This window comes from Streptomyces cyaneofuscatus, assembly GCF_042718795.1.
Classification (GTDB): Bacteria; Actinomycetota; Actinomycetes; order Streptomycetales; family Streptomycetaceae; genus Streptomyces; species Streptomyces cyaneofuscatus_A.
Genome location: NZ_JBHXOX010000034.1, coordinates 54,444 through 78,482, shown reverse-complemented (window position 1 = coordinate 78,482; position 24,039 = coordinate 54,444). Strand labels below are relative to the sequence as shown.

Annotated in this window: 19 protein-coding genes, 2 pseudogenes and 1 riboswitch; of the genes and pseudogenes, 16 read left to right on the top strand and 5 right to left on the bottom strand. The window is 72.0% G+C overall.

Going from position 1 to position 24,039, the window contains the following annotated elements; translation table 11 throughout:
• The first annotated feature begins 163 nt into the window (after window positions 1-163).
• From ACFWRT_RS32005 to ACFWRT_RS31990, 4 genes are all read left to right on the top strand, one after another.
• Entirely contained in the window at window positions 164-1,621 is a 1,458-nt protein-coding gene (locus ACFWRT_RS32005) for an aldehyde dehydrogenase family protein (RefSeq protein ID WP_380953167.1), read from the top strand.
• 153 nt (window positions 1,622-1,774) lie between these two features.
• Entirely contained in the window at window positions 1,775-2,233 is a 459-nt protein-coding gene (locus ACFWRT_RS32000; protein WP_380953168.1) for an Lrp/AsnC family transcriptional regulator, read from the top strand.
• 241 nt (window positions 2,234-2,474) lie between these two features.
• On the top strand, window positions 2,475-3,272 hold the full coding sequence (locus ACFWRT_RS31995; RefSeq protein ID WP_380953169.1) for a carbon-nitrogen hydrolase family protein: 798 nt from the start codon (window positions 2,475-2,477) through the stop codon (window positions 3,270-3,272).
• Window positions 3,273-3,320: 48 nt separating this feature from the next.
• A complete protein-coding gene (locus tag ACFWRT_RS31990) occupies window positions 3,321-5,015 on the top strand; it encodes a flavin monoamine oxidase family protein (RefSeq protein WP_380953170.1) in 1,695 nt (564 codons plus the stop codon).
• 28 nt (window positions 5,016-5,043) lie between these two features.
• Here the strand turns inward: ACFWRT_RS31990 and ACFWRT_RS31985 are convergent, their stop codons facing one another.
• Window positions 5,044-5,676 (bottom strand): DUF5995 family protein, encoded by a 633-nt coding sequence (locus ACFWRT_RS31985; RefSeq protein ID WP_380953171.1) that lies wholly within the window; start codon window positions 5,674-5,676, stop codon window positions 5,044-5,046.
• A gap of 165 nt (window positions 5,677-5,841) precedes the next feature.
• Between ACFWRT_RS31985 and ACFWRT_RS31980 the strand changes: the two are divergent.
• Window positions 5,842-6,986, top strand: a pseudogene (locus ACFWRT_RS31980) (glycoside hydrolase family 6 protein).
• Window positions 6,987-6,998: 12 nt separating this feature from the next.
• Here ACFWRT_RS31980 and ACFWRT_RS31975 read toward each other — a convergent pair.
• Together ACFWRT_RS31975 and ACFWRT_RS31970 are read right to left on the bottom strand one after the other, a co-directional pair.
• Complete coding sequence (locus tag ACFWRT_RS31975; RefSeq protein WP_380953172.1) at window positions 6,999-8,393, bottom strand: uracil-xanthine permease family protein; 1,395 nt, start codon at window positions 8,391-8,393, stop codon at window positions 6,999-7,001.
• A 124-nt stretch (window positions 8,394-8,517) separates the two neighbouring features.
• Window positions 8,518-9,819, bottom strand: a complete 1,302-nt coding sequence (locus ACFWRT_RS31970) for an MFS transporter (protein ID WP_380953173.1) — start codon at window positions 9,817-9,819, stop codon at window positions 8,518-8,520.
• A 160-nt stretch (window positions 9,820-9,979) separates the two neighbouring features.
• Here ACFWRT_RS31970 and ACFWRT_RS31965 point away from each other — a divergent pair, with 160 nt between their 5' ends.
• Window positions 9,980-11,161: an ROK family transcriptional regulator gene (locus tag ACFWRT_RS31965; protein ID WP_380953174.1), complete on the top strand. Its 1,182-nt coding sequence runs from the start codon at window positions 9,980-9,982 to the stop codon at window positions 11,159-11,161.
• Window positions 11,162-11,302: 141 nt separating this feature from the next.
• Here ACFWRT_RS31965 and ACFWRT_RS31960 read toward each other — a convergent pair whose 3' ends face one another.
• On the bottom strand, window positions 11,303-12,052 hold the full coding sequence (locus ACFWRT_RS31960) for an SDR family oxidoreductase (protein ID WP_380953175.1): 750 nt from the start codon (window positions 12,050-12,052) through the stop codon (window positions 11,303-11,305).
• Between the two features lie 127 nt (window positions 12,053-12,179).
• On the bottom strand, window positions 12,180-14,561 hold the full coding sequence (locus ACFWRT_RS31955; RefSeq protein WP_380953176.1) for a chitinase C-terminal domain-containing protein: 2,382 nt from the start codon (window positions 14,559-14,561) through the stop codon (window positions 12,180-12,182).
• A gap of 304 nt (window positions 14,562-14,865) precedes the next feature.
• Window positions 14,866-14,996, top strand: a riboswitch (FMN riboswitch).
• A 162-nt stretch (window positions 14,997-15,158) separates the two neighbouring features.
• On the opposite strand from ACFWRT_RS31955, the gene ribD reads away from it, so the two are divergent.
• From ribD to ACFWRT_RS31905, 10 genes and pseudogenes are all read left to right on the top strand, one after another.
• Window positions 15,159-16,259: a bifunctional diaminohydroxyphosphoribosylaminopyrimidine deaminase/5-amino-6-(5-phosphoribosylamino)uracil reductase RibD gene (gene ribD / locus ACFWRT_RS31950; RefSeq protein WP_380953177.1), complete on the top strand. Its 1,101-nt coding sequence runs from the start codon at window positions 15,159-15,161 to the stop codon at window positions 16,257-16,259.
• Window positions 16,260-16,853: pseudogene (locus tag ACFWRT_RS31945) on the top strand (riboflavin synthase); the annotation flags it as partial. It lies immediately after the preceding gene.
• 146 nt (window positions 16,854-16,999) lie between these two features.
• Entirely contained in the window at window positions 17,000-17,644 is a 645-nt protein-coding gene (locus ACFWRT_RS31940) for a nicotinamide mononucleotide transporter family protein (RefSeq protein ID WP_380953178.1), read from the top strand.
• The gene (locus tag ACFWRT_RS31935) at window positions 17,641-18,945 is read left to right on the top strand and encodes a bifunctional 3,4-dihydroxy-2-butanone-4-phosphate synthase/GTP cyclohydrolase II (RefSeq protein WP_380953179.1); all 1,305 of its coding nucleotides are present in this window, start codon (window positions 17,641-17,643) and stop codon (window positions 18,943-18,945) included. Before ACFWRT_RS31940 ends, ACFWRT_RS31935 begins: the two co-directional genes overlap by 4 nt.
• A gap of 35 nt (window positions 18,946-18,980) precedes the next feature.
• Window positions 18,981-19,466 carry a 6,7-dimethyl-8-ribityllumazine synthase gene (ribH, locus tag ACFWRT_RS31930; protein WP_018512495.1) on the top strand — a complete coding sequence of 162 codons (486 nt, stop codon included), beginning with the start codon at window positions 18,981-18,983 and terminating at the stop codon, window positions 19,464-19,466.
• A 35-nt stretch (window positions 19,467-19,501) separates the two neighbouring features.
• Window positions 19,502-19,774, top strand: a complete 273-nt coding sequence (locus ACFWRT_RS31925; RefSeq protein WP_018490177.1) for a phosphoribosyl-ATP diphosphatase — start codon at window positions 19,502-19,504, stop codon at window positions 19,772-19,774.
• A gap of 74 nt (window positions 19,775-19,848) precedes the next feature.
• On the top strand, window positions 19,849-20,697 hold the full coding sequence (gene hisG / locus ACFWRT_RS31920; protein ID WP_380953180.1) for an ATP phosphoribosyltransferase: 849 nt from the start codon (window positions 19,849-19,851) through the stop codon (window positions 20,695-20,697).
• Window positions 20,698-20,749: 52 nt separating this feature from the next.
• A complete protein-coding gene (locus tag ACFWRT_RS31915) occupies window positions 20,750-21,211 on the top strand; it encodes a PH domain-containing protein (RefSeq protein WP_018512497.1) in 462 nt (153 codons plus the stop codon).
• A 202-nt stretch (window positions 21,212-21,413) separates the two neighbouring features.
• Window positions 21,414-22,898: a hemolysin family protein gene (locus ACFWRT_RS31910; protein ID WP_380953181.1), complete on the top strand. Its 1,485-nt coding sequence runs from the start codon at window positions 21,414-21,416 to the stop codon at window positions 22,896-22,898.
• Window positions 22,895-23,992, top strand: coding sequence for a hemolysin family protein (locus ACFWRT_RS31905; RefSeq protein WP_380953182.1), 1,098 nt, complete (start codon window positions 22,895-22,897; stop codon window positions 23,990-23,992). The genes ACFWRT_RS31910 and ACFWRT_RS31905 overlap by 4 nt, the downstream gene beginning before the upstream one ends.
• The last annotated feature ends 47 nt before the right edge of the window (window positions 23,993-24,039 follow it).

Here is a 24,039-nt window from a genome sequence, read left to right as displayed (position 1 = left end):
CCCGCAGAACCCGTGACACCCCCGCCCCTTCCGGTGATTCCTGCCGGGAGGGGCGGTGTCGTACGAGGCCTCATGGGGTGGCCGGGATCCCGCTTCAACTCTGTTGAAACATAAGTAATATGAAGCGCTATCAGCTGCCTGCCTCTCTGCGGTAAGGGATCTCATGTCCTTCTTCACTGACCTGGCCCATCAGTACATCGACGGCGAGTGGAGGCCGGGGAAGGGGTCCTGGGACATCATCGACTTCAACCCCTTCAACGGTGAGAAGCTGGCCTCGATCCCCGTCGCCACCGCCGAAGAGGTCGACCAGGCCTACCGCGCCGCCGAGCGCGCCCAGCAGGCGTGGGCCGAGACCAACCCGTACGCCCGGCGCACCGTCCTGGAGAAGGCGCTGAAGATCGTCGAGGAGCGCGAACCGGAGATCGCCGAGGCCATCGTCGCCGAGCTCGGCGGCACCCACCTGAAGGCCGGCTTCGAGCTGCACCTGGCCAAGGAGTTCCTGCGCGAGGCCATCCAGCTCGCCCTGCGCCCGGCCGGCCAGATCCTCCCCTCGCCGACCGACGGCAAGGAGAACCGCGTCTACCGGGTGCCCGTCGGCGTCGTCGGGGTCATCAGCCCCTTCAACTTCCCCTTCCTGCTCTCCCTCAAGTCCGTCGCCCCCGCCCTCGCCCTCGGCAACGCGGTCGTCCTCAAGCCGCACCAGAACACCCCGATCTGCGGCGGCACCCTGCTGGCCAAGGTCTTCGAGGACGCCGGGCTGCCCGCCGGGCTGCTCAACGTCGTCGTCACCGACATCGCCGAGATCGGCGACACCCTGCTGGAACACCCCGTACCGCAGGTCATCTCCTTCACCGGCTCGGACAAGGTCGGCCGGCACGTCGCGACCGTCTGCGCCGCCAACCTCAAGCGCGTCGTCCTCGAACTCGGCGGCAACAGCGCCCTGATCGTGCTGGACGACGCCGATGTGGAGTACGCGGTCGACGCCGCGGTCTTCAGCCGCTACGTCCACCAGGGCCAGGTCTGCATGGCCGCCAACCGGATCCTGGTCGACCGGGCGGTCGAGGCGGAGTTCACCGAGAGGTTCGTCGCCAAGGTCGCATCCCTCACCGTCGGCGACCCGGCCGACCCGGCCACCCAGATCGGCCCGCTGATCAACTCCTCGCAGGCCGAGTCCATCTCCCGGCTCGTCGACGAGACCGTCGAGTCCGGCGCCACCGCCCTGCTCCACGGCCGCGCCGACGGCAACCTGGTCAGCCCCTCCGTCCTGACCGGCCTCCCCGCCGACTCGCCCGTCCTCCAGCAGGAGATCTTCGGCCCGGTCGCCCTGATCGTCCCCTTCGACGGCGAGGACGAGGCCGTCCGCATCGCCAACGACACCCCGTACGGGCTCAGCGGCGCCGTCCACACCGGCAACATCGAGCGCGGCGTGCGGGTCGGGCAGCGCATCCACACCGGCATGATCCACATCAACGACGGCACCGTCCACGACGAGCCGATCGTCCCCTTCGGCGGTGAGAAGAGCTCGGGCCTCGGCCGACTGAACGGCGAGTCGATGGTGGAGGCCTTCACCACCCAGAAGTGGATCTCCGTCCAGCACGGCCGCTCGCAGTTCCCGTTCTGACCTCCCCGTTCTGACCTCCCCGTTCTGACGCACGGGCCACCCACTGACCCTGCGGGGCACGCCCAGGGCGGCGGCTCATGGTCTACTGCGGGAGGCGGCCCACCCGCCGCCTCCCGCCGGCCAGACCCACCGCAGAGAAGTGAACCGCCCGACGTGCGCCTGAACGACCTCGACGAACGCATCGTCCACGCCCTCGCCGAAGACGCCCGGCGCTCCTACGCCGACATCGGCGCGATCGTCGGCCTCTCCGCCCCCGCCGTGAAACGCCGCGTCGACCGGCTCCGCGCCGAGGGCGCGATCACCGGCTTCACCGTGCGCGTCGACCCGGCCGCGCTCGGCTGGGAGACCGAGGGGTTCATCGAGATCTACTGCAGCCGCAACACCTCCCCGGACGCCATCAAGCAGGGCCTCGCCCGCTACCCGGAGATCGCCTCGGCCTCCACGGTGACCGGCGAGGCCGACGCCGTGGTCCAGGTCTTCGCCGCCGACATGCGCCACTTCGAGCAGGTGCTGGAGCGGATCGCGGGGGAGCCGTACGTGGAACGGACGAAGTCCGTCCTGGTGCTCTCACCGCTGCTGCGCCGCTACTCGGCGGAGGCCCCGCCGGGCTAGTACTGCAAGCACGGTTGCAGTACGGGTACCCGGCGTTCCGAGCCTGTCCCGGCCGGAAACAGGTGGCGCATATCACCCCTCTGACCTGCGGTGATGCCGGACGCAACGAATCGCCGCCGCAGTCCCTTCCCGCGCAACGAATCGACGGTCGACGCGCAACACTCGCGCCTTGTCCGGGCCGATCCGGGCCACGTACCTTCGATACGTCTCCCCACCCCGCCCGCACCGCCCGAGGTCAGCCATGCCGCCGTTGCGCACCGCCCTGCTCCAGAGCTCCGGACGGCCCGGTGCCGTCGCCGAGAACCTGAAGACGCTGGACGACGCCGCCGCGCGGGCCGCCGCGTCGGGCGCCCGGCTGCTGGTCGCCCCCGAGCTGTTCCTAACCGGGTACGCCATCGGCGACGCCGTCCCCGAGCTGGCCGAGCCCGTCGACGGGCCAGGCGCGCAGGCCGTCGCCGAGATCGCCGTACGCCACGGCCTCGCCGTCCTGTACGGCTACCCGGAGCGGGACGGCGACCGCATCTTCAACGCCTCCCAGCTCATCGGCCGCGACGGCGCGTCGCTGGCCAACTACCGCAAGACCCACCTCTTCGGCTGCTTCGAGCAGGAGTGGTTCACCCCCGGCGAGCAGCCCGTCGTCCAGGCCGACCTGGACGGCCTCCGGATCGGCCTGCTGATCTGCTACGACGTCGAGTTCCCGGAGAACGTCCGGGCGCACGCCCTCGCCGGCACCGACCTGCTGCTGGTGCCCACCGCGCAGATGCACCCGTTCCAGTTCGTCGCCGAGTCCGTCATCCCCGTACGGGCCTTCGAGAGCCAGATGTACGTGGCGTACGTCAACCGCACCGGCCCGGAAGGCGAGTTCGAGTTCGTCGGGCTGAGCTGCCTCGCCGGCCCCGACGGCACCGTGCGCACCCGCGCCGGCCGCGGCGAGGAGCTCGTGATCGGCGAGGTGGACCCGGAGTTCCTGGCCGCTTCGCGCACCGCCAACCCGTATCTGCACGACCGCCGCCCCGGCCTCTACGGCTCCCTCGCCTGAGCCCGCCTCCTCCCCGAACTTCCGTACCGCGCAAGGAGTCCGTACCCCATGACGTCCACGGTGCCCAACGCCGTCCAGCACACCGACGCCGCCGCCCCGCCGATCACCATGTTCGGGCCGGACTTCCCGTACGCGTACGACGACTTCCTCGCCCACCCGGCCGGCCTCGGCCAGATACCGGCGACCGAGCACGGCCAGGAGGTCGCCGTCATCGGCGGCGGGCTCTCCGGCCTCATCGCCGCGTACGAGCTGATGAAGATGGGCCTCAAGCCCGTCGTCTACGAGGCCGACCAGATCGGCGGCCGGCTGCGCACCGTCGGGTTCGACGGCTGCGACCCCTCGCTCACCGCCGAGATGGGCGCGATGCGCTTCCCGCCGTCCTCCACGGCGCTCCAGCACTACATCGACCTGGTCGGCCTGGAGACCCGCGCGTTCCCCAACCCGCTCTCCCCGGCCACGCCCTCGACCGTCGTGGACCTCAAGGGCGAGTCGCACTACGCCGAGACCATCGACGACCTGCCCCAGGTCTACCGCGACGTGGCGAACGCCTGGAGCGCCTGCCTGGAGGAGGGCGCCGACTTCTCCGACATGAACCGGGCGCTGCGCGAGCGCGACGTCCCGCGCATCCGGGAGATCTGGTCGCAGCTCGTCGAGCGGCTCGACAACCAGACCTTCTACGGCTTCCTCTGCGAGTCCGAGGCCTTCAAGTCCTTCCGGCACCGCGAGATCTTCGGCCAGGTCGGCTTCGGCACCGGCGGCTGGGACACCGACTTCCCCAACTCCATCCTGGAGATCCTGCGGGTCGTCTACACCGAGGCCGACGACCACCACCGCGGCATCGTCGGCGGCAGCCAGCAGCTCCCGCTGCGCCTGTGGGACCGCGAGCCGCAGAAGATCGTCCACTGGCCGCTGGGCACCTCGCTGGCCTCCCTGCACGGCGGCGAGCCGCGCGGCGCCGTGACCCGGCTGACCCGTACGGCGGGCAACCGCATCACGGTCACCGACGCCACCGGCGACATCCGCACCTTCCGGGCGGCCGTCTTCACCGGCCAGTCCTGGCTGCTGCTCTCCAAGATCGACTGCGATGACGCGCTCTTCCCGATCGACCACTGGACGGCGATGGAGCGCACCCACTACATGGAGTCGTCCAAGCTGTTCGTGCCCGTCGACCGGCCGTTCTGGCTGGACAAGGACGAGACCACCGGCCGCGACACCATGTCGATGACGCTGACCGACCGGATGACCCGGGGGACGTACCTCCTGGACGACGGCCCGGACAAGCCCGCCGTCATCTGCCTCTCCTACACATGGTGCGACGACAGCCTGAAGTGGCTGCCGCTCTCCCCGCAGGAGCGGATGGAGGTCATGCTCAAGTCGCTCGGCGAGATCTACCCGAACGTCGACATCCGCAGCCACATCATCGGCAACCCGGTCACCGTCTCCTGGGAGAACGAGCCGTACTTCATGGGCGCGTTCAAGGCGAACCTGCCCGGCCACTACCGCTACCAGCGGCGGCTGTTCACCCACTTCATGCAGGACCGGCTGCCCGCCGACAAGCGCGGCCTCTTCCTCGCAGGCGACGACATCTCCTGGACGGCCGGCTGGGCCGAGGGCGCCGTACAGACCGCGCTGAACGCGGTGTGGGGCGTCATGCACCAGTTCGGCGGGGCTAGTGACCCGACGAACCCCGGCCCCGGCGACGTCTTCGACGAGATCGCGCCGGTGGAGCTCCCGGAGGACTGAGCCGGAGGCCTGTCCACGTACGCGGGCGTCAGCGGCACGGGGTGAGCAGGAAGCGCACCACCAGCCCGGCGCCCGCGTCGGTCTGCCGCCGCAACTCCTCGGCCTGCGAAGGGAGTCCGCACAGCCGCCGGAGCACCCGGGCCACCGACCAGGCGGCCTCACGGGCCCGCTCCAGGCTCCAGGAACTCACCAGGTGGGTCAGCGGGTCCGCGATCCGGAGCAGATCGGGGCCCGGCATCAGCTCGTCGTGGATCCGCTCCTCCAGCAGCGCGAGGAGATCGCCCACCCGCTCGAACTCCCCTTCCACCGCGTCCGGTTCGCAGTCGCGCGTACGGCAGACGTCCACCACGGCCAGGGCCAGGTCGTGCGCGACGTGCGCATGGAGCCCGGCAAGGGCGAACTGCACCGGGCGTACGCCGGGGTGGTGGCGGTACTGGAACAGCGGACGCCAGCACTCCGGCGGATGCCCACCCGCCTCCGCCGTGTGGAGCGCCGACAGATACCGCTCCGTGAGCCGCGCTTCCAGGGAGCCGGCCTTCCGCTGCCCCGTCTCCGAAACCGTCTGCCGTACGTCATGGAAGACCCCGACCCCGTCCCCCGGCGGCCACCGGTGGGGGCGGGGGCGCACCGCCGGTTCCGTGAACTCTTCGGTCTGCGTCATGTGCGGAGCGTCCCAGCCATGGGCCCGGCACGGCACCGACCGGCATCAGGTTCATCGGAACGGACGAACGACGGTGCCGGAAAAGGGGTTCCAGGAGTGCCGGGCAGACGCGCGCAACGCCGCACCACCCACCGGGCACGCCGGCGCGCCGCCCGCCGCCACGGTCTGCTCGCCGTCCCCTCGGCCGTCCTGGCGATCGGTGCCGCGGCCGGTCTGATCGAGGCCGGGCAGGACGACCGGCGGCGGACCACGGCCGTCCCGGAGCCGACGCCTCCGCCAGTACTCCAGCCGCTCCCCGCGGTCCCGACCACCCGGGCCCCGTCACCCGCCGCCTCGCCCTCCGCCACCCGCACACCCGCCCCGGCGTCCCCGTCCCCCTCGCCCAGCGCCTCCCGGACGAGCGCGGCCCCCACGGCCACCGCCCCGGCCGCCCCCACTCCGGCCCCGCCGCCCCGGAACAGCCTCTTCCGCGACCCGGGCTCCCAGGTCGTCCGGTGGGTGCGGGCCAACCCCGACGACCCGCGCCGCCCCCTGATCAAGTCCCGGATCGCGGCGGAGCCGGCGGCGGTCTGGTTCGCGCAGTACAACCCGGGGGAGGTCGCCGGGGAGGTCCGCGCCGTCACCCGGGGCGCGGCCGCCGCCGGACGGACCCCGGTGCTCGTCCCGTACGCGATACCCGACCGGGACTGCGGCGGGGCCTCGCAGGGCGGAGCGCCGGACATCGCCGCGTACGACGCCTGGATACGGGAGTTCGCCCAGGGGCTCGGCGCGGGCCCGGCGATCGTGATCCTGGAACCGGACGCCATCGCCCTCGCCGACTGCCTCACCGCCGAGGGCCGCACGGCCCGCTTCGCCGCACTGGCCCGCGCCGGATCGACCCTGCGCCAACCCGAAGGCCCGGGTCTACTTCGACGGCGGCCACTCCGGCTGGCACCCTCCCGCGAAGCAGGCGGCCGAGCTCCGGGCGGCCGGGGCGGCCACCAGCGGCGACGGCGTCTTCACCAACGTGGCCAACTTCCGCCCCACCGCCGACGAGCGGAGCTACGCCCGCCAGGTGCTGGCAGCCCTCGGCGGCCCCTCCGCCCTCGGCGCCGTCATCGACACCAGCCGCAACGGCAACGGAGCGCCCGCGCCCGGCCAGTGGTGCGACCCGGAGAGCCGGGCGCTGGGGCAGCCCCCGACGACGCGGACCGGTGAGGACCGGATCGACGCGTACCTCTGGGTCAAGCTGCCGGGCAAGTCCGACGGCTGCACGGCCCACGCCGGGCGCCTTCTCCCCGGAGTACGCCCACGGGCCGGCCACGGGCTGAGTCCCGTGCGGCTCAGGACTCCTCGGGGCGGCCCGGCTTCTCGTCGTACGCCGACGTGCCGGAGTCCAGCAGCGGTTCCTGGGTCTTCAGGTGGGCCGGGGCGAAGGCGCGCAGTACGTGGTAGCCGGTGATCACGACGAGGGTGCCGAGCGCGATGCCGCCCAGCTCGAAGTTGTCGGTGATCTTCAGGCTGACCCCGCCGACGCCGATGATGATGCCCGCGGCGGCCGGGACGAGGTTGAGCGGGTTGCGCAGGTCCACCCGGCCGTTGAGCCAGATCTGGGCGCCGAGCAGGCCGATCATCCCGTACAGGATCACGGTGATTCCGCCGAGCACCCCGCCCGGGATCGCCGCGACGACCGCGCCGAACTTGGGGCAGAGGCCGAAGAGCAGCGCGAAGCAGGCCGCCGCCCAGTAGGCGGCCGTCGAGTAGACCCGGGTCGCGGCCATCACGCCGATGTTCTCGGAGTACGTGGTGTTGGGCGGGCCGCCCACGGCGGTGGAGAGCATGGACGCCGCGCCGTCCGCCGCGATGGCGGTGCCGAGCTTGTCGTCCAGCGAGTCGCCGGTCATCTCGCCGACGGCCTTCACATGGCCCGCGTTCTCCGCGACCAGCGCGATCACCACGGGCAGGGCCACCAGGATCGCGGACCACTCGAAAGTCGGCGCGTGGAAGGACGGCAGCCCGATCCAGTCGGCCGCGCCCACGCCCGACAGGTCCAGGCGCCAGTGGTCGACGGCCTCCGCGCCGCCCACCGGGGAGTGGATCTTGCCGAAGACCAGGTCCAGCACCCAGGAGAGCACGTAGCCGAAGACCAGCCCCAGGAAGATCGCGATCCGGGACAGGAAGCCGCGCAGGCACACCACGGCGAGGCCGGTGGCCAGCATCACCGCCAGCGCGGTCCACTGGTCCTGCGGCCAGTACGTGGACGCGGTCACCGGCGCCAGGTTGAAGCCGATCAGCATCACCACCGCGCCGGTCACCACCGGCGGCATCGCCGCATGGATGATCCGCGCGCCGAACCGCTGCACCGCGAGGCCCACCAGGAACAGGACCGCGGCGACCACCAGCACCGCACCCGTGATGGTCGCGCTGTCACCGCCGCTCGCCCGGATGGTGGCCGCGACCCCGACGAAGGAGAGCGAGCAGCCGAGGTAGCTCGGCACCCGGCCCTTCGTCGCCAGCAGGAAGATCGCGGTCGCGACGCCGGACATCATGATCGCGAGGTTCGGGTCGAGACCCATCAGGACCGGCGCGACGAACGACGCCCCGAACATCGCCACCACGTGCTGGGCGCCGAGTCCGAACGTACGGGGCCAGGAGAGCCGCTCGTCGGGGCGGACCACCGCCCCGGGCGCGGGGGTCTTCCCGTCGCCGTGCAAGGTCCAGCGCACGCCGAGGCTCATGGTTGCTCCCTGAAGGTCTGCTCGGTGTGCCGGCCGGTCCGCGATCCGGACTTCGGTGTTCACCTGCGGAAAAGATCAGCGCCATGGTAGTGGTGTGGCGCCGGTCCTCGCCGCCGGGGCGGCCTCAGCTCCCGGCCGGGCTCTTCGCCGCCGCACCGCCCAGCGTCGCCCCGGCCGCAGGGCCGGCACCGGCACCGGAGCCGGAGCCGGACCCGGACCCGGAGCCGGACCCGGAGTCGGAGCCGGTGACCTTCCGGTCGCCCGCCCGCAGCACCCCCGCCCCCACCACCAGGCCGAACGCCAGCGCGGTCACCACGCCGAAGGACACCACCAGCGAGGTCGTCTCCGCCAGCGCACCGATCGCCGAGGGGGCGATCAGGCCGGAGGTGTACGTGATGGTGGCGACGCCCGCGATGGCCTGGCTCGGGTTCGGCCCGCTCCGCCCGGCCGCCGCGAAGGCCAGCGGCACCACGACCGCCACGCCCAGCCCCAGCAGCCCGAAGCCGCCCATCGCCGCCGCGGGGGAGGGCGAGAACACCACGAGCAGCCCGCCCAGGGTGGCCAGCGCCCCTCCCACCCGTACGGTCCGCACCGCGCCGAACCGGTCCACGATCCGGTCCCCGGCGAGCCGCGCCACCGCCATCGTCAGGGCGAAGGCCGTGGTGGAGGCGGCCGCGACCCCGTCCGAGCTGCCCAGGACGTCCCGCAGGTAGACCGCCGACCAGTCCAGGCTGGCGCCCTCCGCGAACACCGCGCAGAACCCGACGGCCCCGATGATCAGCGCCGACTTCGGCGGCAGCGTGAAGCGCGGCGGCGGCTCCTCGTCCGGCTCGCTGCGCAGGTCCAGCACGTTCCGGCAGGCGAGCAGCCCCAGCGCCGTCAGCACCAGCGCGGCGATCGCGTGGTGGAGGCGGGCGTCGGTACCGAGGTGCGCGGCGACCGTGCCGGCCGCCGAACCGATCAGCGCGCCCACGCTCCACATCCCGTGCAGCCCCGACATGATCGACTTGTCGAGACGGTTCTCCACCTCCACGCCCAGCGCGTTCATCGCCACATCGGACATCCCGGCCGTGGCCCCGTAGACGAACAGGACGGCGCACAGCGTCAGCAGGTTCGGCGCCAGGGCGGGCAGGATCAGCGCCAGCGTCCACAGCGCGAGCAGCCCCCGCAGGGCGGTCCGCGCGCCGAAGCGGTGGCTGATCCGGCCCGCCAGCGGCATCGCTATCGAGGCACCGATCGCCGGGAAGGCCAGGGCGAGGCCGAGCTGGCCCGCGCTCACCCCGGCGTGGTCCTGGATCCAGGGCACCCGGGTCGCGAAGCTGCCGGTCACCGCCCCGTGCACCGTGAAGACGGTGGCGACGGCGATCCGCGCCCGCTTCACCTGCTCCAAGCTGTGGACCGCGGTGGCGGTCGGTTCCTTCGTCATGCGGGCGGTGCCCTCCCCTGAGAGATCCGGACGGCGTCCGGGACATCCTGACTGCGTCGCGTAAACTATCAGGAACCCTGCCTGATAAATAGTTCTTTCGGGCGGCTCCTGTCGGCCGACCCGGGGAAGAGGCTCCGTGACGGTCTGGAAGGATCCCGGTATGCCCGCATCACCGAGCACGGCTCGGGCCATCAACGACCGCCTCGCCCTGCAACTGCTCCAGCAGGACGGCCCGTTGACGGCCGCACAGCTCAAGGCCCTGACCGGCCTCTCCCGCCCGACCGTCGCCGACCTGGTCGAACGGCTCCAGGGCGCCGGCCTCATCCATGTCGTCGGCGAGTCCGGCGCCGTCCGCCGGGGGCCCAACGCCAAGCTGTACGGGATCGTCGCCGACCGGGCGCACCTCGCCGCCCTCGACGTGCGCACCGGCAGCGTCTCCGTGGTCGTCGCCGACCTGCTGGGGGCCACGCTCGCGGAGGCCACCCTGCCCATCGCCGACGGCACCGGGACCGGGGCCGCCGTCGAACAGTCCGTCGCCCTCCTGGAGCGCACCGCCCGCGAAGCCGGATCCGTGCCGCTGCACAGCGTCGGCATCGGGGCCCCCGGCCTCATCGACCCGGCCACCGGCGAACTGCGCGACAGCACCGGACTGCCCGCCTGGCACCGGGGCCTGGTCCGGGTGCTCCAGCAGCGGCTGCCGGCGACCGTGCTCGTCGAGAACGAGACCAACCTCGCCGCCGTCGCGGAACACCGCGCCGGGGCCGCCCTCGACCGCGAGACCTTCGTCCTGATCTGGCTGGGCCAGGGCATCGGGGCCGCCGTGATGCTGGACGGCAAGCTGCGGCAGGGCGCCTCCGGCGGCGCGGGCGAGATCGGCTTCCTGCCGGTGCCCGGAGTGGCCGGACTGCCCTCCGCCGTCGACTGCGAGGGCGGCTTCTTCTCGCTGGCCGGCTCGGCGGCGGTCTGCGAACTCGCCGCCCGCCACGGCATCGAGCTTCCCGGCGAGGTGGCGTCGGAGGCCGCCGCCGTGGCCGCCGTACGAGCGGTGCCGGCGGCGGGCGAGCGGGGGGAGGCGTTCCTGAACGAGTTGGCCGACCGCCTCACCCTCGGGGCCGCGGCCGTCGTCTCGGTCCTTGACCCCGGCTGCGTCGTCCTGGCGGGCGCGGTCGGCGAGGCCGGCGGGGCCCCGCTCGCCGCCCGGGTCGAGGAGCGCCTCGCCCTGATGTCGCCGCTGCGCACCGAGGTCCGGGCCGGTTCGCTGGGGGACGGGGCCGTGCTGCGCGGGGCGCTGCTCACCGCCCGGGACGCGGCGCAGGACGCGCTGTTCGCACCGGGGGGCTGAGGAACCCCGTACAGCTACCGGGACACACAGCACGCACGGTCGTGCCCAAGTCCGTACGGTCGTGCTCAGCCCGTACGGCGGTGCTCAGCCCGTACGGCGGTGCTCAGCCCGTACGGTCGTGCCCGGCCCGTGCGCCCGCGCTCAGCCTGCCCGCCGGTGCCGCCGGGCCAGGAACTCCTCGAACGTCACGGTCCCCACCGCGTGCTCCGGGCTCAGATGGCCGCCGTTCCGGTACGCCGCGTACGCCTTCCCCGCCAGCCGCACCGGCACCACCCGCCGCCTGCGCCCCGTCGCACGGAGGTAGGCCCCGGCGAGGTCGGTGATCTCCCGGACCTCGGGCCCGCCCAGGTCCGGCACCCGGCCCGCCGGAGCACCGAGCGCGAGGGAGGCCAAGCGGTCCGCGACCTCGCCGCTGTCGACGGGCTGGACCGACACCCCGGCGGGCACGGGCAGGACGACGGGGAGTTTCGCCGCGCCGGAGACGACGGACAGGACCAGGTCGTGGAACTGCGTCGTCCGCTGGATCGTCGCGCCGATCCCGGAGTCCTCGATCATCCGCTCGACCCGGTGCTTGAGCGTGTAGTAGCCGAGCGGCACCCGGTCCACGCCCACGATCGAGATGTAGACCAGATGGGGGACCCGGGCCCGCTGCGCGGCCTCGATGAGGAAGCCCGCCGCCCGGTCGTCGCCGCCGCGCGGGGAGCTGGCGCAGTGCACGATCGTGTCCACCCCGTCGACCGCCGCGTCCAGCCCCTTGCCGTCCCGCAGATCGACGGCGTACGAGGGGGAGCGGCGGCTGAGGCCCCGGACGTCGGCGCCTTCGGTGCGCAGCCGTTCGGCGACCTGGCGGCCGAGTGTTCCGGTGGCGCCGGTGACCAGAATCGTCGTCATGGGGCCAGCTTGCCAGAGGCGCGGCACGGCGGCGGGAGTGCGGGAAGCCCCGGCGGCGTACGCCGGGGCTTCCCTGGGGGGTGGCTGACGGTGGGCGGGGTGCGATCCGCTCACCGCCGTACCGCTGCTAGCAGGCGCCCTGGTCCTTCCAGACGCCCCACTGGCCGGTGGTGCCGGGCTTCTCGCCCTTCGTCCACCACGAGGCCTTCCACTGGCGGCCGTCCTGGCTGACGGTGGAGCCGCCGCCGTACTCGGTGGTCGCGTTCCACGCCGGGGCCGTGCAGGTGCCGCCCGGCTGCGTCGGGGTCGGGGTGGGGGTCGGGGTGGGGCCGGTCGGCGTCGGGGTCGGAGTCGGCGTCGGAGTCGGCGTCGGGTTCGTGCCGGTGCCGGGCTCGACCAGCGTGGTGCCACGGGCCAGGTCACCGGCGAGGGCGTAGGACTTCCCGCCGAAGGTCACGGTCCAGTTGGACGGGGTGGAGGTCGGCAGGTAGTAGACGAAGTCCAGCTCCACCGAGGCGCCGGGGGCCACCGTCTGCCAGGCCGGGAGCTTCAGGGAGACCCGGTTGTAGGGGCCCTTGAGCCCGCCGATGTTGTTGGCGGCCGTGTGGTCGCTGCGGATGATCGACGTACCGAAGCCGGACTGGTCTTTGGCGTTGGCCGGGGCGGAGGTGGAGTAGTCGAACTGGAACTCCGTACCGCCGGGCAGCGTGGCCTGGGTGCGGTTGGTGATCTTCAGCTTGGGGCTGATCGGGTAGTTGGAGTCACCGAGCGCGAACTGGTTGAAGGAGACGTCGATGTTGACGGCGTCGGTCGGCAGCGTGACCGTGGAGCGCTTCGCGCCGTACGGGGCCGCCGACTTGAAGGCGTCGTACATCGCGGTGGTCAGCGTGTTGCCGGTCTCGTACTGGCCCTTCGCGGCGTTCCACTGGTAGTCGCCCGCCAGCTCCCAGATCATCGTGCCGCCGATGCCCTTGTCGACCACGTAGTCGGCCTTGCGCTTCACCGACTGCTCGTCCTCGGTGGAGAGGAAGACCTTCTTCTGGGCGTTCCACAGCCACGGGGCGACCAGCGTGGAGTCGTACTTACGGACGTAGGTGCCGGTCAGCTGGGTGTTGGCGGGGAAGCCGTAGCTGGCGAGGTAGTCGCCGGCGATGCCCTTCTCCAGGTTCTTCGCGTGCCACATCGGGTTGGAACCGGCCGGCGATTCCTTGCCGTTGTCGTCCTTGTCGTGCCACAGGTTGTCGATGCCGACCGCGCCGTCACCGCACTTGGTCAGCCCCGCGCCCGCCGGGCAGGTGGTCGTGGCCGCCTTGCCCCACAGGCCGTCGGTGCCGCCCTGGACGTTCTTGAAGCCGCGGGTGTAGTACGGCAGGCCGATGTTGATCCGGCCGGCCGGCATCGAGCCGCGGAAGTAGTGGTAGGCCCAGTCGGTGTTGAGGTAGCCGACCCCGCCGTACTGCGAGGTGGTGTACACACCGGCCTGTGCCAGCTCGTTGTCCTTACCGTCGTCGAACAGCTGGGCGTTCGGGCCGACGTACTCGTTCCAGGCGCCGTGCAGGTCGTAGGACATGATGTTGACGTAGTCCAGGTACTTCTGCATCTGGTACGTCTCCATGCCCCGCAGCAGGTAGCCCGAGGAGGGGGCGGCGACGGTCAGCAGGTAGTGCTTGCCGTCGGCGGCGCCCGCGCGGTCCAGCTTCTCGCGCAGGGTCTTCATCAGGGCGTCGTAGCCCTTCACCAGGCCCGCGCGGCGGCCGTTGGCCAGCGTGTGGTCCATGGGGTTGCCCGCGTCCTTCATGGACGTCGCGTACTCGTAGTCGATGTCGACGCCGTTGAAGCCGTACTTCTTGATGAAGGTGACGGCCGAGTCGGCGAAGGTGTTGATGCCGGTCTGGTTGACCGAGCCGTCGGCGTTGGTCGCCATCGAGTAGAAGCCGCCGGAGTTGACGCGCTTGCCGTCCGGGCCGAAGTAGCCGCCGGTCTCGGCCCAGCCGCCCACGGAGACCAGGGTCTTCACGTCGGGGTGCTGCTTCTTGTACTTGGTCAGCAGGTTGAAGTGACCCTTGTACGGGAGCGTCGGGTCCATCTCCGCGCCCGCCACACCGGGCCAGGTCATTCCGGTGGAGGCGTTGTCGGCGCTGTCGGGGCCGACCGAGAGCTTGTTGGAGCTGTCGACGTGCGCGAAGGCGTAGTTGAGGTGCGTGACCTTGTCCCAGGGGATGTTGGGGACCAGGTAGGCGTCCTTGCCGTCCTTGCCGGTACGCCAGTTGGTGAAGTAGCCGATGACGCGGCGCTTGTGGTCGGCGCCCATCTTCTCGCGTCCCTCACCGTCGTAGACGGTGCAGTACGCGGTGTCGGCGCCCGGGGTCTTGTACAGGCCGTCGGGACGACAGGACTCGTGGTCGACGGCGGCTGCCGACGGGGTGGCGGCGAGGGAGGTCATCAGCAGGCCCGCGACTGCGGCGCCGGCGGCGAGGAGCGTGGCTCTCGCTCGGGTGGGGGACAGCATGTGGACGTTCCTCCTGGGGAGGTCGGCAGAACACAACTGGCTGAAAAGGGGGTGGGTCGTGTCGGGGTCCCGGTGTGCGCACACCGTCGGACCGAACCTCGGAGGTGACGCAGAGATTAAGAGGACTAGACCAGTGCGTCAATAGGTCTGGACCTTTAGCGCTCAACTTTCTGAATGACTACGTTGTCGCCCACTTGTCGGGTTTCCTCTGGGCCGGTTTGCGCCAGGTGTCCTGTGACCCAGCCCACAGGGCTCACCCGCATGGCCGAGGAGCGTCCGTGGCAGACTGGTTCCGTACCAGTAGCAGCGCACTCCGGGGTCGGTGCAATTCCGAACCGGCGGTTATAGTCCGCGACCCGTCCGCAGCCAGCGGCCGGTTGACCAGGTGGGATTCCTGGACCGACGGTTAAAGTCCGGATGGGAGGCAGTGCGCGGCGGTTTCGTCATCGGTACGCCGCCGTAGGCGGACGCATGGCCGGGATGGTCCGGATCCTTGCGTCCCTTCTCGGGTTTTCCGGCGTTTCCCCTGATGAGCCCGCTTCATCTGTCGTCATCGACAGGCCCCGGAGTCCGTGCCCGAAGAGGCAGGAGGACCCGGTGGCCACCGCAGCCGACATCACCGCCATGGGCCGAGCCATCACGCTCGCAGCCCGCGGTCTCGGCTCCACCAGCCCCAATCCGGTCGTCGGATGTGTGATCACCGACGCCTCCGGAGCCGTGGCCGGTGAAGGCTTCCACCAGCGCGCCGGAGGACCCCACGCCGAGGTCCACGCCCTGCGCGCGGCCGGCGAGCGGGCCAGAGGCGGCACCGCCTACGTCACCCTCGAACCCTGCAACCACACCGGCCGCACCGGCCCCTGCGCCCAGGCCCTCCTGGCCGCCGGGATCAGCCGGGTCGTGTACGCGGTCGGCGACCCGAACCCGCAGGCCACCGGGGGCGCCGACACCCTGCGCGCGGCCGGCGTCCAGGTCGAGCAGGGCCTCCTCGCCGACGAGGCGGAGGCGGGCAACGCCGCCTGGCTCACCTCGGTGCGCCTCGGCCGCCCGTACGTCCTGTGGAAGTACGCCGCCACCCTCGACGGCCGCATCGCCGCCGCCGACACCACCAGCCGCTGGATCACCTCGCCCGAGGCCCGCGCCGACGTCCACCGGCTCCGCGCCGAGGCCGACGCGGTGATCGTGGGCTCGGGCACCGCCCGCGCGGACGACCCCCAGTTGGGCGTACGCGCGATCGACGGCGCCACCCAGCCCCTGCGCGTGGTCGTCGACACCGACGCCACGGCCGTCAAGCCCGGCGCCCGGGTCCTGGACTCGATCGCGCCCACCCTCATCGCGGTCGCCGCCGACGCCCCGGCCGACCACCTCCCCGAGGACACCGTCGTGCGGCTGCCCCGCGCCGCCACCGGCCCCGGCCTGGACCTCGACGCCCTCCTCGCCGCGCTCCACGGGCGCGGCGTCCTCTCCGTACTCCTCGAAGGCGGCCCCACCCTCGCCGGAGCCTTCGTCGCCGCGGGAAAGGTCGACAAGGTCGTCGGCTATCTCGCCCCGGTCCTCCTCGGCGCGGGCCCCGCGGCCCTCGGCGACGCCGGAATCACCACCATGTCCCGCGCGTTGCGCCTCGATGTGACCGAGACGGTCCGCATCGGCCCCGATCTGCGCATCACCGCCGCCCCCGCCCCTGCTCGGAAGGGAAACTGAGTGTTCACCGGAATTGTCGAAGAACTGGGTGAGGTCACCGCCGTCGAGCCCCTGACCGACGCCTCCCGCTTCCGGCTGCGCGGCCCCGTCGTCACCGATGGCGCGAAGCACGGCGACTCCATCGCGGTGAACGGCGTCTGCCTCACCGTCGTGGAGACCGCCGAGGGCGAGTTCACCGCCGACGTGATGGCCGAGACCCTCAAGCGCTCCAGCCTCGGCGCCCTCACCACCGGCTCCCGCGTCAACCTGGAGCGCCCGATGGCGCTCGGCGGCCGGCTCGGCGGACACATCGTCCAGGGCCACGTGGACGGCACCGGCACCATCGTCGAGCGCACCCCCTCCGAGCATTGGGAGATCGTCAAGGTCTCCCTGCCGTCCGAGCTGACCCGGTACGTCGTCGAGAAGGGCTCCATCACCGTCGACGGCGTCAGCCTCACCGTCGTCGAGGCGGCGGCCGACCACTTCACCATCAGCCTCATCCCCACCACCCTCGCCCTGACCACGCTCGGCCACAAGCAGCCCGGCGACCCGGTCAACCTGGAGGTGGACGTGATCGCCAAGTACGTCGAGCGGCTGCTCGGGGACCGGTCCGGGGCCGTACAGGGAGTGTCGGCGGCCGACCGGTCCGCACAGGGCCTGCTGCCGGGCGACCAGGCCCCCGGGCAGGACCTGCCTCTCGGAGGCCAGGCCGCCGGGCAGGACCTGCCTCTCGGAGACCAGGGCACCGGGCAGGACCCGCGATGAGCACCGTCTCCTGGCTCAACTCCGAGGCCTTCACCCTCTTCGGCCAGCACATCAAGTGGGCCGACATGATCGGCAACCTCATCGGCCTGGTCGCCCTGGCCCTCGGCTGGCGGCGCTCCATCTGGACCTGGCCCGCCCAACTGCTCGCCGGCGCCATCCTCTTCGTCGCCTTCGCCTCCGCCCACCTCTCCGGCAGCGCGGGCAAGCAGCTCGTCGTCATCGCCGTCGCCCTGTGGGGCTGGCAGTCCTGGAAGCGCGGCAAGCAGCAGGCCCAGGACGGCTCCCTCGCCGTCCGCTTCGCCACCTGGCGCGAGCGCGGTGTGCTGATCGGCGCCGCAGCGCTCGGCACCCTCGCCGTCGGTGGCCTGTTCACCCTCTTCCCGTCGCTCTCCTGGGACCCGTGGCCGGACGCGTACATCTTCGTCGGCACGATCGTCGCGATGTACGCCCAGGCCAAGGGCATGGTCGAGTTCTGGTTCGCCTGGCTCCTGGTCGACCTCGTCGGCGTCCCGCTGAACTTCGCCAACGGCTTCGCCTTCTCCGGCTTCGTCTACATCATCTACGGCGCCCTCGTCCTGTGGGGCATGCGCGACTGGTGGCTGCGTACGCGGACACCCGCTCTGGAAGGAGCCACGGCATGACTGCCCAGCCCACCTGGCTGCACCCCGGCCACGATCCGCTCGCCGAGGACCTCTCCCTGGACCCCGTCGAGCAGGCCATCCGTGACATCGCCGCCGGCCGGCCCGTCGTGGTCGTGGACGACGAGGACCGCGAGAACGAGGGCGACCTCGTCATCGCCGCCGAGATGGCGACCCCGGAGATCGTCGCCTTCATGATGAGCGAGTGCCGCGGCCTGATCTGCGCACCCATGGAGGGCGACGAGCTGGAGCGGCTCGAACTCCCGCAGATGGTCGCCGACAACACCGAGTCGATGCAGACCGCCTTCACCGTCTCCGTCGACGCCTCCGCCGCGCACGGCGTCACCACCGGCATCTCCGCCGCCGACCGCGCCACCACCCTGCGGATGCTTGCGGGCGGCACCGCCGGACCCGGCGACTTCGTCCGCCCCGGCCACATCTTCCCGCTGCGTTCCCGCTCCGGCGGCGTCCTCGTCCGCAACGGCCACACCGAGGCCGCCGTCGACCTCGCCAAGCTCGCCGGACTCCGCCCGGCCGGAGCGATCGTGGAGATCGCGGGGGAGGACGGCACCATGCTGCGCCTGCCCGAGCTGGTCCCCTTCGCCCGCAAGCACGGCCTGACGATCATCTCCATCGAGGACCTGATCGCCTACCGCCGCAGCGCCGAGCCCACCGTCCGCCGCGAGGCCGCCACCCGCCTGCCCACGGCGTTCGGCGACTTCACCGCGTACGGTTACCGCTCCACCGTCGACGGCGTCGAGCACGTCGCCCTCGTCCACGGCGACGTCACGGAGAACGGCGGCGAGGACATCCTCGTCCGCATCCACTCCGAGTGCCTGACCGGCGACATCTTCCAGTCCCAGCGCTGCGACTGCGGCCCCCAGCTGCACGCCTCCATGCAGCGGATCACCGAGGAGGGCCGGGGCGTCGTGGTCTACCTCCGGGGCCACGAAGGACGCGGCATCGGCCTGCTCTCCAAGCTGCGCGCGTACGAACTCCAGGAGCGCGGCGTGGACACCCTCGACGCCAACCTGGAGCTCGGTCTGCCCGCCGACGCCCGCGACTACGCGGCGGGCGCGCAGATCCTCAAGGACCTCGGCGTACGCAGCCTCCGGCTGATGACCAACAACCCCGACAAGACCGACGCCGTCCTGCGCCACGGACTCGCCGTCACCGGCCGGGAGCCGATGCCCGTCCAGGCCGGCGAGCACAATCTGCGGTACCTGCGCACCAAGCGCGACCGGATGGGCCACGACCTGCCCTGGCTCGACGGCGCTCCCGCGTCGCCCTGCGCCAACCAGTAACCACCGAAAACCTCGTCACGAACTTCAGGAGAACCATGAGCGGCAAGGGTGCCCCCGAACTGTCCGTACGCAACTGCGCCGACCTCCGGGTGGCCGTCATCGCGGCCCAGTGGCACGAGAAGGTCATGGACGGCCTCGTCGACGGCGCCCTGCGCGCCCTGCACGAGCTGGGCATCGACGAGCCGACGCTGCTCCGCGTCCCCGGCTCCTTCGAGCTGCCCGTCGTCGCCAAGGTGCTCGCCGGCCGCGGCTACGACGCGATCGTCGCCCTCGGCGTGATCATCCGGGGCGGCACCCCCCACTTCGAGTACGTGTCCCAGGGCGTCACCCTGGGCCTCACCCAGGTCACCGTCGACACCGGCGTCCCCGTCGGCTTCGGCGTCCTCACCTGTGACACCGAGGAGCAGGCGCTCGACCGGGCGGGCATCGAGGGGTCCAACGAGGACAAGGGGCACGAAGCGGTCACCGCGGCCGTGGCCACCGCCGCCACGCTGCGGACCGTCAGCGAACCCTGGCGCTGAGTACCCCCGGGCGACCCCGTATTCTGAGGACCATCATGGCGAACAAAACCTTCGAAGAGCTCTTCGCCGAGCTCCAGCTCAAGGCCGCCGAAGGCGACCCCTCCACCTCGCGTACCGCCGAACTGGTGGACAAGGGCGTCCATGCCATCGGCAAGAAGGTCGTCGAGGAGGCCGCCGAGGTCTGGATGGCCGCCGAATACGAGGGCAAGGAGGCCGCTGCCGAGGAGATCTCGCAGTTGCTGTACCACGTCCAGGTGATGATGGTCGCCCGCGGCATCTCCCTCGACGACGTCTACGCCCACCTCTGAGCCCGCATCTCCGAGCCCGGCCCGCGAGCACCGCACTTCCCCCGTTCTCCCTTCGCACAAAGGAACCTGACCTCATGCTGCGCATCGCCGTCCCCAACAAGGGTGCACTCTCCGGCTCTGCGATGGCGATGCTCCATGAGGCGGGCTACCAGCAGCGCAAGGAGTCCAAGGAGCTGGTCCTGGTCGACCCGGCGAACGAGGTCGAGTTCTTCTACCTCCGCCCCCGGGACATCGCGATCTACGTCAGCTCCGGCAAGCTCGACATCGGCATCACCGGCCGCGACCTGCTCCTGGACTCCGGCGCCGACGCCGAGGAGATCCTCCAGCTCGGCTTCGCCCGCTCGACCTTCCGTTACGCCACCAAGCCCGGCACCGCCACGGGCCCGCAGGACTTCGACGGCATGACGATCGCCACCTCGTACGAGGGCATCGTCGACGCCCACCTCAAGGAGTCCGGCGTCAAGGCGTCCATCGTCCACCTCGACGGTGCGGTCGAGACCGCCATCGAGCTGGGCGTCGCCCAGATCATCGCGGACGTCGTCGAGACCGGCACCAGCATGCGCAACGCGGGCCTGGAAGTGATCGGCGAGCCGATCATGACCTCCGAGGCCGTCGTCATCCGCCGCAACGGCGCCCCGACCGACGACCCCAAGGTCCAGCAGTTCCTGCGCCGTCTCCAGGGCGTCCTGGTCGCCCGGTCCTACGTGATGATGGACTACGACTGCCGCGTGGAGCACCTGGAGCGCGCCGTCGCCCTCACCCCGGGCCTGGAGTCGCCGACCATCTCCCCGCTGCACCACGAGGGCTGGGTCGCCGTCCGCTCCATGGTCGCCGCCAAGGAGGCCCAGCGGATCATGGACGACCTGTACGAGCTCGGCGCCCGCGCCATCCTCACCACGGCCATCCACGCCTGCCGCCTCTGAGCACCACGGCCACGGCACACCCGGCCGCCGCACAACCCGAGAGAAGACCCCGATGTCCGCGCCCCGGCCCGACGTTCCCGCCCTCCCGGTCACCTTCCGGCCCACCCTCACCCGGGTGGTCCTGCTGAGCGTGGGCCTGGCGATGTTCCTCGTCATCACGGTCATCGCCCTGATGCTGGAGCGGCTCAACCCGGGGGAGCGGATCACCTTCATCTTCGTCGCCGCGCTCTTCCTCGGCGTCCTGGCCCTGCTCAGCAGGCCCCGGGTCACCGCCGACGACACCGGGGTCACCGTCGTCAACATCACCCGGACCCGCAGGCTGGCCTGGGAGGAGATCCTCCGCGTCAACCTGCGGTCCGGCGACCCCTGGGTCTTCCTCGACCTCAGTGACGGCACCAGCATGCCCGCCCTCGGCATCCAGCCCGGCATGGCGAAGGAGCAGGCCATCCGCGACGCCCGCGCCCTGCGCGCCCTCACCGAGTCCCGCTCGGCCGCCGGCGACGACACCCCCTGACCGGCGGAGCACCCGCGCCGCGCGGGGCCCTGTTGTCTACTCTGGTGGGCGGCGGCGCCCCGTGCGCCCCGCCCCGCCCGATCCACGGCCCCCTGCCCGGGGCCCGCGGGGCCTTCCTGCGACCCAAGGAGTGACTCCCTCCAGCAATGGACGGATCGTCCGGTAATACCTGCGCCGCCCCTTCCCCGGAGGCGGCGGCCTCATGACCACCCCTCTGCTGCTCCTCGCGGCGGCCTTCCTCCTCATCCTCGCCAACGGGTTCTTCGTGGCGGCCGAGTTCGGCCTCGTCACCGTGGACCGGCCCGACGCCGAACGCGCGGCCGCCGAAGGCGACCGACGGGCCCGTACCGTCGTCCACGCCCTGCGCGAACTCTCCTTCCAGCTCTCCGGCACCCAGCTCGGCATCACCATCACCTCCCTGGTCGTCGGCATGCTCGCCGAACCGGCCCTCGCCCAGTTGCTCACCGGACCCCTCACCGCCACCGGGCTGCCCGCGGGCGCGGTCCCCGGCGTCGGCATCGTCATCGGGATGCTGCTGGCCTCCGCCGTCCAGATGGTCGTCGGCGAACTCGTCCCCAAGAACTGGGCGGTCTCCCGGCCGCTCCAGGTCGCCCGCTTCGTCGCCGGACCACAGGCCCGCTTCGCCACCCTCCTGCGCCCCGTCATCACCGCGCTGAACACGCTGGCCAACCGGCTGGTGCGGCTCATCGGCGTCGAGCCCACCGACGAGCTGGCCTCCGCCCGCACCCCCGGCGAACTGGTCTCCCTGGCCCGCCACTCCGCCGAGGCCGGCGCCCTGGAACAGGACACCGCCGACCTCTTCGTACGGACCCTGTCGCTGGCCGGGCTCACCGCCCAGCACGTCATGACCCCCCGGGTGCAGGTCAGCGCCCTGCACTCCTCCGCGACCGCCCAGGACGTCCTCAACCTCACCCGCGCCACCGGCCTCTCCCGCTTCCCGGTCTACCGGGACCGGATCGACGAGGTCGTCGGCATGGTCCATCTCAAGGACGCCCTCGCCGTCCCCGCCCACGAGCGGCTGCGCACTCCGGCCGGCCGGATCGCGCTCGCCCCGCTCCTGGTGCCCGGGACCCTGCCCGTGGAGCGGCTGCTGCGGCGGCTGCGCCACGAGCAGCCGATAGCCGTCGTGGTCGACGAGTACGGCGGCACCGCCGGGGTCGTCACCCTGGAGGACATCATCGAGGAGCTCGTCGGCGAGGTCCGTGACGAGCACGACGCGGTGGGCTCCGACCGCCCCGACCTCACCCCCGCCACCGGTGAGGACGGCCGCCCGGCCTGGGACGCCGAGGGCAGTTGCCGGGTCCACACCCTGAGCCGGGCGGGCCTGGAGCTGCCGGAGGGGCCGTACGAGACCGTCGCCGGGCTCGTCGCCGACCTGCTGGGCCGCATCCCCGCCCCCGGTGACCAGGCCGAACTCCCCGGCTGGCGGATCACCGTCCGCCGGGTCGGCCACAACCGCGCGGAGCGGGTCCGCTTCACTCGGATCCCCGGCCCGCAGGAGCCCGTACGAGCCCCGCTGAAGGCATCGGCACACGGCACGCCGGACTCATCCGCTCCCGCCCTGCCGGAGCCCGTACCCGCCCTGCCGCAGCCCGTACCCGCCCTGCCGGAGCCCGCCCCCGCCCTGCCGGAGCCCGCACCCGCCCTGCTGGAGGCCGTGCGATGAGCCTGCTCCAACTCCTCCTCGCCGCCTTCCTCGTGCTGGCGAACGGCTTCTTCGTCGGCGCCGAGTTCGCCCTCGTCTCCGTCCGCCGCAGCCAGATCGAACCGCTGGCCGCACAAGGGTCGAGCCGGGCCCGGACCGTCCTGTACGGGCTGGAGAACCTGCCGCGGATGATGGCCGCCGCCCAGTTCGGCATCACCGTCTGCTCGCTCACCCTCGGAGCCGTCGCCGAGCCGACCGTGGCCCGCCTCCTGGAGCCGGTCTTCCACCTGGCCCACCTCCCCGAAGGGCTCATCCACCCGCTCGGCTTCGCGCTGGCCCTCGCCCTCGTCGTCGCCCTGCACCTGGTCATCGGCGAGATGGTCCCGAAGAACCTCGCCATGGCCGCTCCCGAGCGCACCGCGCTCCGGCTCAGCCCCGGCCTGGTCGCCTTCGCCCGGCTGTGCCGTCCGGTCACCACCGCACTGGGCGCCTGCGCGGGTGCGGTGCTGCGGCTCTTCGGCGTCGAACCGAAGGACGAGGTGGAGGCCGTCTTCACCAGCGAGCAGCTCAACCGCCTGGTCGAGGACTCCGGCCAGGCCGGGCTGCTCGGCCCGGACGCCCAGGAACGCCTGGAGGATGCCTTGGGCCTGGGCAGCCGCCCGGTCAGCGACGTCCTGCTGGAGCGGGGCGGCCTGGTGACCGTGGACCCGTCGGTGACCCCGCGCCGGATCGAGGAGCTGACGGTACGGACCGGCTTCTCCCGCTTCCCCGTCCGCGCGGAGGGCGGCGATGGCCCTTTCATGGGCTACCTGCACGTCAAGGACGTCCTGGACCTGGAGGACGCCGACCGCCCGGTCCCGCAGCAGCTCTGGCGCCCGATGACCACCGTACGGGCCGAACTCCCGCTCGACGACGCCCTGACGGTGATGCGCCGCGCCGCGACGCACCTGGCCCAGGTCGCGGACGGCTCGGGCCGCATCCTCGGCCTGGTGGCGATGGAGGACGTCCTGGAGACGCTGGTGGGCGAGGTCCGCGACCCGGCCCACCGGGTGGTGCCGGTGCCCCTGCGCACGGTGGACGTCGCGGGGCCGGAGGACCGGGCGCTGGTCTCCTGAGGGGTACGGGGGTGGGCAGAGCGGGAATGACCCTGCCCGGCCCACCC

Coding starts and splice junctions, on each gene's coding strand:
- ACFWRT_RS32005 (WP_380953167.1), top strand. CDS start 164: ATGTCCTTCTTCACTGACCTGGCCCATCAGTACATCGACGGCGAGTGG.
- ACFWRT_RS31995 (WP_380953169.1), top strand. CDS start 2,475: ATGCCGCCGTTGCGCACCGCCCTGCTCCAGAGCTCCGGACGGCCCGGT.
- ACFWRT_RS31990 (WP_380953170.1), top strand. CDS start 3,321: ATGACGTCCACGGTGCCCAACGCCGTCCAGCACACCGACGCCGCCGCC.
- ACFWRT_RS31985 (WP_380953171.1), bottom strand. CDS start 5,676: ATGACGCAGACCGAAGAGTTCACGGAACCGGCGGTGCGCCCCCGCCCC.
- ACFWRT_RS31975 (WP_380953172.1), bottom strand. CDS start 8,393: ATGAGCCTCGGCGTGCGCTGGACCTTGCACGGCGACGGGAAGACCCCC.
- ACFWRT_RS31970 (WP_380953173.1), bottom strand. CDS start 9,819: ATGACGAAGGAACCGACCGCCACCGCGGTCCACAGCTTGGAGCAGGTG.
- ACFWRT_RS31965 (WP_380953174.1), top strand. CDS start 9,980: ATGCCCGCATCACCGAGCACGGCTCGGGCCATCAACGACCGCCTCGCC.
- ACFWRT_RS31960 (WP_380953175.1), bottom strand. CDS start 12,052: ATGACGACGATTCTGGTCACCGGCGCCACCGGAACACTCGGCCGCCAG.
- ACFWRT_RS31955 (WP_380953176.1), bottom strand. CDS start 14,561: ATGCTGTCCCCCACCCGAGCGAGAGCCACGCTCCTCGCCGCCGGCGCC.
- ACFWRT_RS31940 (WP_380953178.1), top strand. CDS start 17,000: ATGAGCACCGTCTCCTGGCTCAACTCCGAGGCCTTCACCCTCTTCGGC.
- ACFWRT_RS31935 (WP_380953179.1), top strand. CDS start 17,641: ATGACTGCCCAGCCCACCTGGCTGCACCCCGGCCACGATCCGCTCGCC.
- ribH (WP_018512495.1), top strand. CDS start 18,981: ATGAGCGGCAAGGGTGCCCCCGAACTGTCCGTACGCAACTGCGCCGAC.
- ACFWRT_RS31925 (WP_018490177.1), top strand. CDS start 19,502: ATGGCGAACAAAACCTTCGAAGAGCTCTTCGCCGAGCTCCAGCTCAAG.
- hisG (WP_380953180.1), top strand. CDS start 19,849: ATGCTGCGCATCGCCGTCCCCAACAAGGGTGCACTCTCCGGCTCTGCG.
- ACFWRT_RS31915 (WP_018512497.1), top strand. CDS start 20,750: ATGTCCGCGCCCCGGCCCGACGTTCCCGCCCTCCCGGTCACCTTCCGG.
- ACFWRT_RS31910 (WP_380953181.1), top strand. CDS start 21,414: ATGACCACCCCTCTGCTGCTCCTCGCGGCGGCCTTCCTCCTCATCCTC.
- ACFWRT_RS31905 (WP_380953182.1), top strand. CDS start 22,895: ATGAGCCTGCTCCAACTCCTCCTCGCCGCCTTCCTCGTGCTGGCGAAC.